14 protein-coding genes and 1 tRNA gene are annotated in these 14,079 nt (G+C 35.4%); 6 read left to right on the top strand and 9 right to left on the bottom strand.

Going from position 1 to position 14,079, the window contains the following annotated elements:
• Positions 1-3: 3 nt before the first annotated feature.
• Positions 4-366, bottom strand: coding sequence for a DUF3592 domain-containing protein (locus tag QLG01_RS18725; protein ID WP_051080044.1), 363 nt, complete (start codon positions 364-366; stop codon positions 4-6).
• Positions 367-612: 246 nt separating this feature from the next.
• Between QLG01_RS18725 and QLG01_RS18720 the strand changes: the two genes are divergently transcribed.
• Positions 613-1,860: a mechanosensitive ion channel family protein gene (locus QLG01_RS18720; protein WP_282497156.1), complete on the top strand. Its 1,248-nt coding sequence runs from the start codon at positions 613-615 to the stop codon at positions 1,858-1,860.
• Between the two features lie 186 nt (positions 1,861-2,046).
• Here QLG01_RS18720 and QLG01_RS18715 read toward each other — a convergent pair whose 3' ends face one another.
• Positions 2,047-2,451: a hypothetical protein gene (locus QLG01_RS18715; protein ID WP_282497155.1), complete on the bottom strand. Its 405-nt coding sequence runs from the start codon at positions 2,449-2,451 to the stop codon at positions 2,047-2,049.
• A gap of 309 nt (positions 2,452-2,760) precedes the next feature.
• Between QLG01_RS18715 and QLG01_RS18710 the strand changes: the two genes are divergently transcribed.
• A complete protein-coding gene (locus tag QLG01_RS18710; RefSeq protein WP_144733745.1) occupies positions 2,761-3,525 on the top strand; it encodes a hypothetical protein in 765 nt (254 codons plus the stop codon).
• Between the two features lie 77 nt (positions 3,526-3,602).
• On the opposite strand, the gene QLG01_RS18705 is transcribed toward QLG01_RS18710, so the two are convergent.
• Complete coding sequence (locus QLG01_RS18705) at positions 3,603-4,820, bottom strand: MFS transporter (RefSeq protein WP_282497154.1); 1,218 nt, start codon at positions 4,818-4,820, stop codon at positions 3,603-3,605.
• Between the two features lie 110 nt (positions 4,821-4,930).
• Here QLG01_RS18705 and QLG01_RS18700 point away from each other — a divergent pair, with 110 nt between their 5' ends.
• Entirely contained in the window at positions 4,931-5,377 is a 447-nt protein-coding gene (locus tag QLG01_RS18700) for a helix-turn-helix domain-containing protein (RefSeq protein ID WP_282497153.1), read from the top strand.
• Positions 5,378-5,462: 85 nt separating this feature from the next.
• A complete protein-coding gene (locus QLG01_RS18695; RefSeq protein WP_005303733.1) occupies positions 5,463-5,792 on the top strand; it encodes a hypothetical protein in 330 nt (109 codons plus the stop codon).
• Positions 5,793-6,004: 212 nt separating this feature from the next.
• Here QLG01_RS18695 and QLG01_RS18690 read toward each other — a convergent pair whose 3' ends face one another.
• From QLG01_RS18690 to cysS, 6 genes are all read right to left on the bottom strand, one after another.
• A complete protein-coding gene (locus QLG01_RS18690) occupies positions 6,005-6,874 on the bottom strand; it encodes a hypothetical protein (RefSeq protein ID WP_282497152.1) in 870 nt (289 codons plus the stop codon).
• Entirely contained in the window at positions 6,875-7,747 is an 873-nt protein-coding gene (locus QLG01_RS18685) for a hypothetical protein (RefSeq protein ID WP_282497151.1), read from the bottom strand. It lies immediately after the preceding gene.
• 104 nt (positions 7,748-7,851) lie between these two features.
• On the bottom strand, positions 7,852-8,505 hold the full coding sequence (locus tag QLG01_RS18680) for a hypothetical protein (RefSeq protein WP_068936275.1): 654 nt from the start codon (positions 8,503-8,505) through the stop codon (positions 7,852-7,854).
• 2 nt (positions 8,506-8,507) lie between these two features.
• Positions 8,508-10,001, bottom strand: coding sequence for an AAA family ATPase (locus tag QLG01_RS18675; RefSeq protein WP_282497150.1), 1,494 nt, complete (start codon positions 9,999-10,001; stop codon positions 8,508-8,510).
• A gap of 530 nt (positions 10,002-10,531) precedes the next feature.
• Positions 10,532-10,607 (bottom strand) — tRNA-Gly (locus tag QLG01_RS18670).
• A 63-nt stretch (positions 10,608-10,670) separates the two neighbouring features.
• Complete coding sequence (gene cysS / locus QLG01_RS18665; protein ID WP_111854818.1) at positions 10,671-12,092, bottom strand: cysteine--tRNA ligase; 1,422 nt, start codon at positions 12,090-12,092, stop codon at positions 10,671-10,673.
• Between the two features lie 163 nt (positions 12,093-12,255).
• Between cysS and QLG01_RS18660 the strand changes: the two genes are divergently transcribed.
• Both QLG01_RS18660 and QLG01_RS18655 read left to right on the top strand, forming a co-directional pair.
• Positions 12,256-12,897, top strand: a complete 642-nt coding sequence (locus tag QLG01_RS18660; protein WP_228275393.1) for a hypothetical protein — start codon at positions 12,256-12,258, stop codon at positions 12,895-12,897.
• A gap of 202 nt (positions 12,898-13,099) precedes the next feature.
• Positions 13,100-14,077: a KpsF/GutQ family sugar-phosphate isomerase gene (locus QLG01_RS18655; protein ID WP_013198420.1), complete on the top strand. Its 978-nt coding sequence runs from the start codon at positions 13,100-13,102 to the stop codon at positions 14,075-14,077.
• The last annotated feature ends 2 nt before the right edge of the window (positions 14,078-14,079 follow it).

Here is a 14,079-nt window from a genome sequence, read left to right as displayed (position 1 = left end):
GTCTTAAACCATGATCTCTCCCAATATCGAAATATTCTTTAAATTTTTAGGGTCATATTTAATTTTGATGATGCTACCGACCTTATATTGATCGTGATTTTGTTTAGCAATAAGCACCTTAAGGTTTTCAGTAATGATTTGGCCTTGTTCAGTTTGAAATTTCAATTTTATATAACATAACGGGCGATATTGCACCTTAGCTAATGAGTCCTGAAAATATACGACCTCGGCAGAAGTTATCATTCCTCGTTTATAAATTAAAAACTTATGAACCAGACTTTTAAGAAAAAAGGTCCAAGCAATATAGACAAAGAATAAGCTAAACCAAACCACTCCAATAAAAGTCAAAAAATCAGAAAATTTCACTCACTAAAACCAGAATTATTCGTTTAACGTATTATTCTAAATGAACAGATTTGTTCGATCTAGTTGATGTACATGATCTAAAACATAAGCAGATAAAACCTTATCGTTAAGCGTCAAAAATAATAAGATAAATAGCAGGGTATATAACTTAGTTGTTGTATTTATGCCTACATATGTAAACAAGTCTTATTAACACATGCTTTAGCCCTTAAAATTCTAGAAAAGAAATTTTTAAGGTGTATAGGTTTGGATTTTTTAAGTTTTTTCCGCGATATTCGGGTTCAGTTAAGCCATTATCCTTGGCTAGAAATGTTTGTTTCACTCACTATTTTGATTTTATTTGCAGCAATAGCAAATTTTATTGCTAAACGCATTATTGTGCGGGGCGTCCGTCACTTGGTGACCAAGCTAAAATCACCCAATCAATCTATTTTTGCCCAGCATAGCGTCATAAAGAAATTTGCAAATATTGTTCCTGCTGTTGTGATTATGAACGGTATTGCAACGGTTCCTCATTTAACTCCAAAGTTCATTTCGTTTGTGGAAATGGGCGCGCAAGCATTTATCTTTCTTACACTCGCGCTTACGGTTAGCGAGTTGTTAAATATCTTCAATCTTATTTATCAGCGTAATCCGAAGTCTAGAAACAAGCCGATTAAAGGTTACTTACAGTTGGTTAAGTTAATCTTATTTGTTGTGTGTGGCCTGATGATTTTGGGAACATTCCTTAAAAAGGATGTGTTCACTTTACTGGCAGGTTTCGGTGCGATGGCAGCGGTATTAATGTTGGTTTTCCAAAACACGATTTTGTCTTTAGTGGCGAGTGTACAAATTGCCTCTTACGACATGGTGCGGATTGGAGACTGGATTGAGATGCCGTCGCTTAATGCAGATGGTGATGTAATTGATATTTCGCTGCATACGGTCACTGTGCAAAATTTTGATAAAACCTATACCACCATTCCAACCAATAAACTCGTTACCGATACATTTAAAAACTGGCGAGGCATGAGCAATTCGGGCTGCCGTCGAATGAAGCGTTCACTCTTTCTCGATCAAAGCAGTGTTCATTTTATGACTGATGAAGAGCAACAAAAGCTCAAAGAGTTTTTATTGTTAGATCAATATCTCGATGCAAAGAATTCTGAAATTGAAGAGTTCAATAAGCATTTAAGCAACCAATCTCGTTATAACAAGCGCCGTTTAACCAATATTGGTACATTTAGAGCTTATGTTGAATTTTATTTGCGCCAGCACAAGGGCATTGCTCAAAATCAAACCATTATGGTTCGTCAATTACAGCCGACTAGCCAAGGTTTGCCTTTAGAAATTTATGCATTTACCAATACGATTGCGTGGGTTTCTTATGAAGCAATTCAGTCAGATATTTTTGACCATTTAATTGCGATTCTTCCTGAATTTGGTTTACGTGTTTACCAAGCACCTTCGGGTCATGATTTGCAAAGATTAACTACCGAGATTACTCCAAGCTAACTTTTAAGCTGTGAATAGCAGGTCCTCAACTATTTTTTTAAAAGCTCCCAAAAGGGGGCTTTTTTAATGTTTCATCTTTAATGACCTGTTAGAAAAATATATAAATCTGGTAGTGAATTAAATCGTTCTGTTTAAGGCCTAGAGATTGAGAGGAGCGAAAATCGAATTCAAACTCTTCTCTCTAGATTATCCAGCAAACCAAATCTTCTGATGATCACACATTGGACTCAAATGTTTAATGCGTAGATTGTCTTGCTCAAAATCGCCACTCCCACCAGTAATATCTAATTCGCTACCTAAGCGGATATGCTTGCCTTTATAGCTTAAAGCTTCTTTTTCAGAATCCCACTTGGCCGAATGTTCAGGAAAGATAATCAGAATATCGTTTACATAGAGACACTCTTGTTTTTGCTCTAATATTCCTTTTAAGCGCGCTGAAGCAGAAATACCATTAGATTGATAAACAGGGAGTTTCACCGCACTGGTATTTTCGTTCGCTTCTTGCTGCTGACATCCTGTAAGAAGTGCAAATACAACTGCGTAAATCAATTTATTATTAATACCCAATTTTGTTCCTATAGGGATTTCCATATAATTTTGATAGTAATGGACTAATGTTGCATATCAATCTTTAGATTGTTAGAGAAGATTTCATCCCACTACGGTTTAAACTTAAGTACTCAAGCCAAATGTACGCATTCACTGGCATGATTAACTATTGGTTATTATATTTTATTTATTTGTATATTGTTATCTTTTTTCATCTGAGTTTTGGGGTTATATGCATCGTGTAATTTGCTTTGAAAAAAGTATTTGTAATTTATTTTTAACCTTAACTTTATCTTAAGGCATAAATATTTAGATAAGAGCTAATGAATATGTATGTTGGGAGAACATACAATGATGAGTCATGAGAATTTATCTAAAACCTTGAGTAAGGTTCCAGAAGTCACCTTATTATTCTGGATCATTAAAATTGCAGCTACAACGCTAGGTGAAACTGCTGGAGATGCGCTATCTATGTCCCTAAATTTGGGATATATCATTAGTACGGCAATTTTTGCTGTGATTTTTGCCGTATTTGTCGGGCTACAAATTAAAGCTAAAAACTATAATTCATTTTTTTACTGGGCGACGATCATTGCCACTACCACGTTAGGTACGACAATAGCCGATTTCGTTGATCGAACCTTAGGTGTGGGCTATGCAGGAGGAAGTTTAATATTACTTATTTTATTAGGCATATCTCTGTTTGTTTGGTATTTAAGTTGCGGCACAATTTCAGTAAAAAGTGTTCAATCTGCAAAAAGTGAAGCTTTCTATTGGTTAACCATCATGTTTTCTCAAACATTAGGGACAGCTTTAGGAGACTGGACTGCTGATACTCAAGGTTTGGGGTATACCAGCGCCGCTTTAATTTTTGGTACTTTATTATTGGTATTAGCAATCTGCTATTTTTATACCAAAATTTCAAGAACCTTATTATTTTGGTTGGCCTTTGTTCTTACCAGACCTTTAGGTGCAGTATTGGGAGATTTTCTTGATAAACCTATCGCACATGGTGGATTAGAGCTAAGTAGATTTAGTGCGTCTTTTGTTTTATTAGCTTTTATTGTTGTCTGTTTAGTGGTCTTTAAACCTAAAGCAGCTCAGTCATCTCATTAAATTAACTGCTTATTAAAAACCACATGATTCTCTTGAGTGATGTGGTTTTTTTATTTGAGGGTAGGCGTTATTACTATTTAAGAGACTCTACGTGTTGCCCACCAAAATAATAATGCCAGAAGGCTAACACCTGCACCGAGTGCACATACGCCAAACCATCCAGCATAGGCGTAAGTGACTGTTGTACTGATTGCACCTAGTCCACTACCGATTGCATAAAACAGCATGTATAGACCAACAAGCCGGCTATGCGCTTCTGGACGAGTGCGAAAAATCATACTCTGGTTGGTGACATGTAAGGCTTGTCCGCCCAAGTCTAGTAATACGATGCCAATCACGAGTGCCCACAGTGAGTAAGCCATGAGTGAGAGTGGACCCCAAGCAAGCAGTAATATTACAAGTGCTGCTAAGCTTGTGCGCTGAGCATATCCGCGGTCGGCCCAATAACCCGCACGTGCAGCAGCCAGTGCACCAACAACTCCAACGAGCCCAAAAGACCCAATAAGAGTATGTGAAAAACTGTAAGGTGGCTCACTTAACGGCAGTACCAATGCACTCCAAAAAATATTAAATGCTGCAAACATGAGTAACGCTAAAACACCGCGTACTTGTAATACTTTTTCTTGGCGAAGCAGTTTTAACATCGATGCTAAAAGTTGCGGGTAGCGCATGGCACTAGGTTGAACCTCTAAATGAGGCAAACGTTTCCAAAGGGGTAATGCAATCATGAGCATGATGATGGCTGCACAAAAGTAGACGCCACGCCAACCCGCCACGTCACTAATTCCTCCTGAAAACACACGGGCAAGCAGTAAACCAATAAACACACCACTTTGTGCAGTACCGACCACATGTCCTTGCTCATGTGGGAGAGCAGCACTTGCAGCATAAGCAATAAGCCCTTGAGTCATGGCTGTGCCGAGTAAACCCACGGCAAGCATTCCTGCTAAAAGAATAATTGTAGAGTGAGCAAAGGCAACCACGAGCAATGCTGAGATCAAAGCCAGTAATTGCATAGCCATTAATTTACGCCGATTGACAAGGTCACCCAACGGCACTAAAAACACGAGGGCAAGGGCACAACCTATTTGAGTGGCTGTCACTACACCACCAATGGCCGCATGACTAACGTTAAAGTCTTTGGCTAATATGTCGAGCAAAGGCTGCGCATAATAGACATTTGCTACGCTTGCACCACTTGCAATAGCAAACAGCAATATTACGCCACGAGGCATGCTTGAAAGCGGTTTATTGCTTTTAGCATGCGAAGTTGAAGATGCAAGAGAAGCTTTCATGGCCTAAATCCATTTAATCTAGTTTTAAAATGAAACTGGTTGAATATTAAGCTCACTAGTTTTAAAATGCAACTAGATAGCTTGTTACTGATGATTGGTAAGGAAACTTGATGAAGAACTCTACATTGTTAAAAGATGAGCCTTGTCCTGTTGCGCGCTGCGTCAATCTGATAGGAGACCGATGGTCGCTGCTCATTGTGCGTGATGCTTTTGATGGAATGCGCCGTTTTGGAGATTTTCAGCGCAGCTTAGGTGTTGCGCGAAATATTCTTTCTGACCGACTAAAAAAATTAGTAGATGCTGGTGTTCTTGAGCTGCAAGACGCTTCGGATGGCACAGCTTATCAAGAATATGTATTGACCGATAAAGGAGAGAGTTTGTTTCCTGTGGTTGTGGCTTTACGACAATGGGGAGAACAGAACCTATTTGAAACTGGTGAGCGCCATTCTCTGTTAATTGATAAAACTACAGGTCAGCAAATTCCATTTATGGCACCAGTCGCGGCAGATGGAACAGTGCTAAGAGCTTTTAATACACAAGTGCAAAAGGTGAAATAAAATAAGAGAAAACAAAAATAACCTTTTTTAACTTAAATTTGGACAGATTAGTTGGTACCCTTGCGCGTCAAATTAAGGTGAGATTATGAGATTTATATTCCTCTTTATAAGCGCAATTTCAATTCAATGTTATGCAGCATCAGAAGCTATGGAACTTCATTACTGTGAAACTGTGAAGAAAGCAGCGAGTGGGGTGATGGATGCAAGACAACATGAAGTGCCAGCTCAAGAGTTACACGACATAGCGAATCATCTTGAAGAGCAACAAGCCAAACAACTTTATCAAGAGCTTATCAAATCTGCATATTCTTCAAAATTATTTGAAGATCCTCTCATTAAGTCAAAAGCTGTCGAGAACTTCCAAACTACATGGCATGAACAATGTTTGGCAAAAGAATTAGCTAAAAATATTTGAGAGATAGTTAGAAAGAGCTAACACATGTCTATTTCTTTGACTCTTATAGGGGCTAAATGAAAAGGATACTGGAATTTAAAAGTTGAATGTTATATGTATAAACGTATTACAATTTTACAAGGGTCAGGATTGAGTTTCATATTTACCTTTTTCTATTGTCGATTAGTGAAAAAGAAAACCCATTATAGAAATGGGCTGATTGGTGTTCTTATTTAACAAGCTTGCTGATACCAAATATTTATATCGGATGCTAACTCATCAACTGATGTTCTAGAAAACAGCTTAATTCCTTGCGGTTTTAAAGAGCTATCTAATTTATCAATCGCCTCATCCAAAGCATCAATTCTTGATTGTGGTAGTTTGCTATAGTTTTCACTGGTGGATTTTAATATAAATAAAGCTGGTTCTTTTTTAAGGCTATCTGAAACCGTCCTTAAGTCATTCAAGGCTTGAAGATAATCTGTTTTAACACGTTTCACATCTGCAAATACAGCAGAAGCCCAATTACCTACAATTGCTTTATTTTTTGGTCGTAGTGGCATATAGATAGATTTATCGTTGATTATAATATTTGTACTTTGTGCAACAATTTCATCATACTCTAAAGCATTCTGGAATTTAAGGGCGTCTATCACATTGTTGCTGAGACTTTGAAGGTTTATGGATGTAAAGCCTGAGGCTACTCTTTTGTTCTTTATGTGATTTGGTCTTCCAAGTGGTACTGTAAGTTCAAAAAGATGCTCGACTAATGCTGAACCACTTTTTCCACGTACTGGACCACGCTTATCAAACTTTATCTGATCAGAAATATTATAAATATTATTATTAAAAGCCATTTCAGAAATTTTTATTAATTTTCTAACGTGATCTAAAATTTCTTCACCAAACATGCAGGCAAAACGAGATAAGCTATCTTGATCAATTGTTTTTAAAAATTTAGATCCATCAGCATCCAATGCCACACCAAGATTAAAACATTCACGTGTAGTGACATCCGGAGTCCATTGTATAACCATCCATTCGCCATGCACTTTAGGGGTATTAGCATTTTGTATTAACTGATCCAGTGTTGGTATATTCATTTACGCCACCAATCCAATTCTTTGTGCAAACATTTCCGCTGGCTCGTTACTTCGAGTGTTTAAGTAGTCGATTAACTTTAGTAAACATTCTGTCTGGTATGAGTCATTTGTATTGCTTAATCTTAATAATACGCTCAACCAATAGTTAACATCTTTTTGTACGTTTAAAAAAGCATCTTTATGTTTACTATAAGCAAGAACGGATGCTCCTCGGATTTGAAATTGAGATTCTGAAAAATTGGTAACTATTTCAAGGACTATATTTCTAAAATATTGATCATTCAAGAGCGATGGCAAATGTTGAATCCAATCGATTTGTCCAAGAATCTCACCGTGATCGATAATACCCACGGAACCATCTTGTGAAATCACCAAGTTCCCTAAATTCCTATCATTATTAGCAATCAAATCATCGAATGCGATTATTTCAGATAAACCATCTTTTTTTACTAAAAAGTTTAAGCATTCAGAAATGAATTGTGTATTTTGTTCAATCTCATCAGGATTGGGTTGTGATTTGATTCTAAATTGTGCCTTAAGGGAGTCCCCACATTCAGTGGTAACCCATGCCCATACAACCCCTTCTGAATTAATATCTGCTATATTTTGGAATTCCGGTTTAATAAAGTCGGAGATTGGCATTAAGGCTGCCATATCTGGTTGAAGCAAATTTAATGATTTTCCTAAAATATAACCAATTGCTTCATTACATAATTTTCTGCATCTTTCTTCTGGTTTATAAACTTTTACATAACTTTTTCTTGCAACTCCATCATCCCATACAATACTTGCTTTTTTGGTATTTCCAATATCACCCAAGTCTATGTTTGCAAGTGTGGTTTGATAGGCATCTTGTGATAATACTTTTAGCATGATGTCACCTAATAAATTCTTACCCAATAATTTATAAAGGGTTGTATGGGGTTCTCAGTGAAATATTAATTTAAGTATCAAAGTACTTGTTTTCTTATTTAAATCTATCTAATAGCTGTATATACAGCAGTCTTTATAATTGCACTCATTTCTTGGGCTGTTGTATTTTCTTCAACTGTTTCTTTGATTGCTGTATCAATGTGCATATACAAATCTCTTTTAAATTGTTTATTGGGGTCAAATGCGCTCTGTAGAAAACGCATAAGATTACATGCATGAAAAGTATTACTACCTTTAATACTATCATTTATTGTAGTATGAAAAATCCTATTTTCCCCATATCTAATAACTTGAATATGATCTTCATATTTGTCTAAATGGGGATGTACAATTGTAATATCCCTTGAGTTTTTTAAATATTTATTGCTTAAATTGGAAGATTTTTCTACTACATCTTTATTCCATTTTGCTCTGTTACACTCTTTGCATGATACGGCTAAATTTAGAGGTTCAAATGTGAATTGAGGATATAGTATTTTAGGAAGAATATGCTCAATATCCCAGACTAATCCATGATCTTCTTGTTTTGTCATTTTGCAATAACAACATTGATAATTTTGAGATGAAAGATAGTGATCACGGATCTTTTTTCTTATCGAGGTCATTAATTCATTAGTATTATCCCAATAAGTTTTATCATTTAAATCAAAATCATTTATATACTTCAATTCTAGCTCAGAAAAATTAAATCTTTGCATTATTAGACCTCGGATAAAGAAATAACTTCTTTAACAAGATAATAAACAGGATCATCAAGCTTCATCGAGGATTGAAAACTCTTTAATTCCTTAAGGCTTTTTATGTCTGATTCATCAAAAGTTCTTTGGTCTTTAATCTTTGACAATAAGAATAAACAAATTTTAATAATATATTCATTGTTGTAACCAGGACTATTAAATATTTTAGCTAATTGAAAATCAGCAGATCGTTTTGATTGACTTACAGCAGAATAAGTAATGTTATTCTCTAAATCAACTACAAAGCCGTTTGGTGATGTTAAACCAGAGACTATTTGTGGAGAGTGCGTGGCTATAATAAAGTGACATCCATGAAAACAATTGAATATATTTTGTAATTTTAAGATGAACTCATTTTGCCATTCAGGATGTAAGTTTACTTCTGGTTCATCGATACAAATAAGTGAGTTATCCTCAATTACACCTGAAAGACCTAATAAAATATTGAAAAGAGATTGTTGTCCGGAGCTTAAATCATTGAATTTTATGTATTTGTCTGAATCATTAGGGAATAATTTTAAATCAGTTATTAGTGCTAAGTCAAAACTTAAGAGGAATAAAATATCATTAAAAATCTCTAATTCATTTTGATGTTTAAAATCATGATATATAGTCAAACTTTTTTTAATAAATTCCAAGTTAAAAATAGTAGTATCAACAATTTTACTAAATAGTTCAGGGGTTATATTTTCACCTGATGAATGTAATTTATATAAACAATTTAAAAGTAATATTTCATTTGGCTTTAAGCTTTCCTTTATTGGATCAATAACTCTATCAGGTAATATATTTTTCTTAAAAGTTCTTACATTATAGTCTATGCTAATTTCATTTTTTTCTAAAAATTCATTAGAATTATATTTGTAATATGAATCTGACTTGAATTTTCTAGCTTCATGAAATATATCAACAAATTTGTTAAAAAGAGGGGGAGGTAAAAAATTATCAAAAAAATCACTATATATTTCAAATAATTCTAAGTATTTTTCAATTTGATTGGAGTTGTTGATGTAAGTAACTCTTGCAAAAGATAAAGATATTCTAATAGTTGAGCTAAACCCAAGATAATTAAATGTTTGAGATACGCTTTGTTCGTTAATTTGAGGGTTAATAAGTAAGTTTTTAAAAATAGAATATTTATCAGTGCTTTGATAGGGATGATTGCTTTTATTTCCGAAATAATAATATTTTTCTGATTTATTTCTTTTGAACGGAAACTTATCAGTTTTAATATTTGAAATAGCAATAATTTTGCATGGTTCTTTTGTGCTTAAAAGTTCATTTGAATTTTTTTCTTTTAAATAATTGGAAACAATACTTACTAATAATCTACTTTTGCCAATACCATTTTTACCCGTTAATATAGTGAAACAATGATTGTTTCCTATTAAATTATTTTCACGACTTAATTCTATATTTTTATTAGCAAAGGGATAATTCAATATTTGAAATGACATATTAGCTCCTATTTTATACGTTCCTATATACTCAAACAACTTTCCAACTAATTTACTGCCTTCACCTTGAGCCTTAATTTTTCATGACTTTTAAGGTTTAATGGTTCTAAATACATACCGTTGCTTTTTACATTCAATTTCTTGGAAATTACTTTCGTTTTTCTTGGCGCCTACAACGATAACCAAATTACCTGTTTTAAATCACTTATTTGAAAGTCGGAATTTACATACTTTAACATTTGGTTTTAGTTCTGAAAATATCCATTATTAAATAAAATTTAAACTATAATTATTTTGTCATCTTTAAAGTTAGTATAGTTGGGGCGAACTCTGCCGTAGTCACATGTTTTCGTCTACTAATAAGTTATATAAGACTCATCTCGTATTGATATTGGAAATTTAGCCAGTAAAGAGGGGGGTGTTTCAGCGGAATATAATGCTTTTTTAATAGGAATTTTTACTAGTCAAAGCTAAATACCAGACAATAAAAAAACCACCTAATTCTTTCGAATTAAGTGGTTTTTAAATTTTGGAGCGGGAAACGAGACTCGAACTCGCGACCCCAACCTTGGCAAGGTTATGCTCTACCAACTGAGCTATTCCCGCAATGTGAGCACATTATAGAGTGTTTCACTAAAGTGTCAACACTCTTGTGATTTAATTGAACATTTAATCAGCACGACGCCAAACTGTACCTTGACGCGTATCTTCTAATACAACACCTTGGTCGAGCAAAGACTGACGAATACCATCTGCTTTAGCAAAGTCTTTTGCTTTTTTCGCATCAACACGTTGTTGAATGAAATCTTCAATTTCAGCATCAGACAAAGTAAGCGCTTCTTGTCCAATATCTGATTTTAAGAAATCATCTACATTGTGTTGTACCAAACCTAAAATGTTGGTGAGGTGACGTAAAGTTGAATAAAGCACAGTCGCTTGGTCAGCTTGCTCTTCTTTTACAGCACGGTTCAACTCTTTGTTCAGTTCAAACAATACCGCCATTGCTTCAGCAGTATTGAAATCATCACACATTGCATTGTTAAAGCGTTCAATAAAGCTTTGATCAAGCGTTTCAGTTGTCGTTTGACCGTACACTTGTTGGTAAGCTTTAAATGAATGATAGAAACGAGTTAAAGAAGTTTTTGCTTCTTTAAGTGCCACATCAGAGAAATTCACAGGACTACGATAGTGTGAAGACACAATAAAGTAGCGGATCACTTCAGGGTGGAATTTTTCCATCACGTCACGAATAGTAAAGAAGTTGCCTAAAGATTTAGACATCTTTTCACCATCAACGTTAATGAAGCCAACATGCATCCAGTAATTTACATATTGTTCGCCAGTTGACGCTTCACTTTGCGCAATTTCATTTTCATGATGTGGAAACATTAAATCTGAACCACCACCATGAATGTCAAAGTGATTGCCTAGGCAGCAAGTCGACATTGCAGAACATTCAATGTGCCAACCCGGACGGCCATTACCCCAAGGTGATGCCCAAGATGGTTCATTTTCTTTGGCATGTTTCCAAAGTACAAAGTCAAATGGATGTTTCTTTTCAACTTCTACGTCAACACGCTCACTTGCGCCAGCTTGCATATCATCAAGCTTACGGCCAGAGAGGCGACCATATTTTTCGAATTTGGTGACTTCAAAATATACATCACCGTTTGCAGCAGGGTAAGCAGAGCCTTTATTGACCAGATTGCCAATCATGTTTTGCATCTGATCAATATATTCAGTCGCTTTAGGTGCTTCATCTGGTGCAGCACAGCCTAAATTAGCTGCATCTTCGTTCATTGCATCAATGAAACGAGTAGTGAGCTGCTGAATGGTTTCACCATTTTCATTCGCGCGTTTAATAATTTTGTCGTCAATATCGGTAATGTTGCGAATATAGCGAACATTCCAGCCTTGGCTACGTAAGAAACGAATAATGTAGTCAAATGCAACCATAACTCGAGCATGCCCGATATGACAGTAATCGTAAACGGTCATACCGCAGACGTACATATCGATGTGACCTTCTTTGCGAGGTACAAATTCAACTTTTTTTCGTTGCTCAGAGTTATATAAAACAAACGGTTGCATAAGGGTTTTCAAACACTCTAAAAAAATCGTCATCCATCATAACGTATACACCATATTTCATAAAGTTATCAGTAAAAAAGATGCTGAGATAAGTATCGTTATTTGAAAAATGATTCGTTATAGGTGAAGATGCAGAAAGTTTTTAATGAATAAGAAAATTTATATGAATCATGCAAGTAACCCTTTTAAAAAGGCTGGTATTGCGCTCCTTACAATAGGTGTTCTAGATATTATTTTAATGATCTACTCGATAATAAGTAAGATTAGTTACTCATCATCATTCAATATATTTGCTGTAATTATTGGAATTCTCCTTCTAAAGGGTAGTGTAAAAACTGCACGATTAACAAGATGGTTCAGTTTATTCTTCTCTATTATATTGGTGGGAGGAGCTATTGGGATGATATTGATCATGCCTTTCGATTTATTAAAAATACAAATTAAACTCAATATATTATCTGCGCTAATTACATTTTTTATTGTAGTGATATTTTTCTCTTTACTTATATGGATCTATCGTCAACTTTCGACTCCAGAAGTGCTGAAATTGTTTGCTGAAGCGGGGTATGCAACTACAAAGAGTTCAGCTTATTTCTTTGGTTCTGTTTTTTTAATATTTATGCTGGGAATGCTTACTATTGTAGGCAAAGAGTCAGAGCAGAAGGCTAAAGAATTAGCTCGGCAACAACTTGGTTCCAATTTTCAATATTACGTTTCGAGCATGTCTTTGTCAGGGAAATCGGGTCAGGCAAATGTTATTGCTTATACAGATAAAGAAATTCGACATATTCAGATAGATTGGTAATAAATACGGGGAAATAAGATTCTTTGATAAGTCTTCTTTAACTAAGTTGAAATAAGAACCAGTTTTTTCTCCATGTTTAATTAAATCCTATACATTTAAAAACGTGTAGATGATTGAGTTATGTTAGAATGCCCCCAAATCTTTTGATTAAAATCACCGATCTTCATAAGAGATCAGATCAATTATTTTGAGTCAAACTCGTATGCCTAATCCTACAGATTTCCAAAGCAGCGCATTAGCAACCTTGCGTATTGAGCAGCAAGCCCTAGACGTGTTAGCAACACAAATTAATGACAGTTTTAATCAGGCTTGTGAAATATTGTTACAGTGTAAAGGCCGTGTTGTGATTACTGGCATGGGTAAGTCAGGGCATATTGGCCGTAAAATGGCTGCGACTTTTGCTTCAACTGGTACACCTTCTTTCTTTATGCATCCGGGCGAAGCTGGGCATGGCGATTTGGGAATGCTGGTTCGTGGTGACGTTTTAATTGCGATTTCCAATTCTGGAAAAAGTGATGAAATCATGATGTTGATGCCACTCATCAAACATCTTGGTGTACCTCTTATTACCATTAGCCGTACTGATAAAGGGCCAATGCCTCAAAATGCCGACATCGCTTTAACTTTAGGTGAGTCTGATGAAGCATGCCCACTAGGTTTGGCTCCAACATCGAGCACGACTGCAACCTTAGTATTGGGTGATGCGCTGGCTGTTGCTTTACTTGAAGCGCGTGGTTTTACTGCAGATGATTTTGCTCGTTCGCATCCTGCTGGAGCATTGGGTAAGCGTTTACTTTTACATGTAAAACACCTCATGCATACAGGCGATGAATTACCAAAAGTTTCCCCAGATACGCCAATGAATCAAGTGCTTTATGAAATTTCTAATAAGCGTTTAGGCTTGACCACGATTGTAGATGAACAGGAACATTTGCTTGGTATTTTCACCGATGGTGACTTGCGTCGTTTAATTGATAAACAGCAAGGTTTCGATGTGAATTTACCTGTTTCTGAAGTAATGACAAAAAAACCTTCAACTATTTCTCAAGAAGCACGTGCGGTAGAAGCTTTACAACAGCTTAACCTGAAAAAAATTAGTCAATTTGTTGTGGTTGATGACCAAAATAAAGTGATTGGTGTAATTAGTATGCATGACCTTATTCAGGCAGGGGTAAATTAATC

This window comes from Acinetobacter sp. V89_4 (assembly GCF_029967875.1).
Classification (GTDB): Bacteria; Pseudomonadota; Gammaproteobacteria; order Pseudomonadales; family Moraxellaceae; genus Acinetobacter; species Acinetobacter oleivorans.
This window is presented reverse-complemented; position numbering and strand designations above follow the sequence as displayed.

Excerpts from the sequence above, each read along its gene's own strand:
- QLG01_RS18715 (WP_282497155.1), bottom strand. The coding sequence starts at position 2,451 with ATGGAAATCCCTATAGGAACAAAATTGGGTATTAATAATAAATTGATT.
- QLG01_RS18710 (WP_144733745.1), top strand. The coding sequence starts at position 2,761 with ATGATGAGTCATGAGAATTTATCTAAAACCTTGAGTAAGGTTCCAGAA.
- QLG01_RS18705 (WP_282497154.1), bottom strand. The coding sequence starts at position 4,820 with ATGAAAGCTTCTCTTGCATCTTCAACTTCGCATGCTAAAAGCAATAAA.
- QLG01_RS18700 (WP_282497153.1), top strand. The coding sequence starts at position 4,931 with ATGAAGAACTCTACATTGTTAAAAGATGAGCCTTGTCCTGTTGCGCGC.
- QLG01_RS18695 (WP_005303733.1), top strand. The coding sequence starts at position 5,463 with ATGAGATTTATATTCCTCTTTATAAGCGCAATTTCAATTCAATGTTAT.
- QLG01_RS18690 (WP_282497152.1), bottom strand. The coding sequence starts at position 6,874 with ATGAATATACCAACACTGGATCAGTTAATACAAAATGCTAATACCCCT.
- QLG01_RS18685 (WP_282497151.1), bottom strand. The coding sequence starts at position 7,747 with ATGCTAAAAGTATTATCACAAGATGCCTATCAAACCACACTTGCAAAC.
- QLG01_RS18680 (WP_068936275.1), bottom strand. The coding sequence starts at position 8,505 with ATGCAAAGATTTAATTTTTCTGAGCTAGAATTGAAGTATATAAATGAT.
- QLG01_RS18675 (WP_282497150.1), bottom strand. The coding sequence starts at position 10,001 with ATGTCATTTCAAATATTGAATTATCCCTTTGCTAATAAAAATATAGAA.
- cysS (WP_111854818.1), bottom strand. The coding sequence starts at position 12,092 with ATGCAACCGTTTGTTTTATATAACTCTGAGCAACGAAAAAAAGTTGAA.
- QLG01_RS18660 (WP_228275393.1), top strand. The coding sequence starts at position 12,256 with ATGAATCATGCAAGTAACCCTTTTAAAAAGGCTGGTATTGCGCTCCTT.
- QLG01_RS18655 (WP_013198420.1), top strand. The coding sequence starts at position 13,100 with ATGCCTAATCCTACAGATTTCCAAAGCAGCGCATTAGCAACCTTGCGT.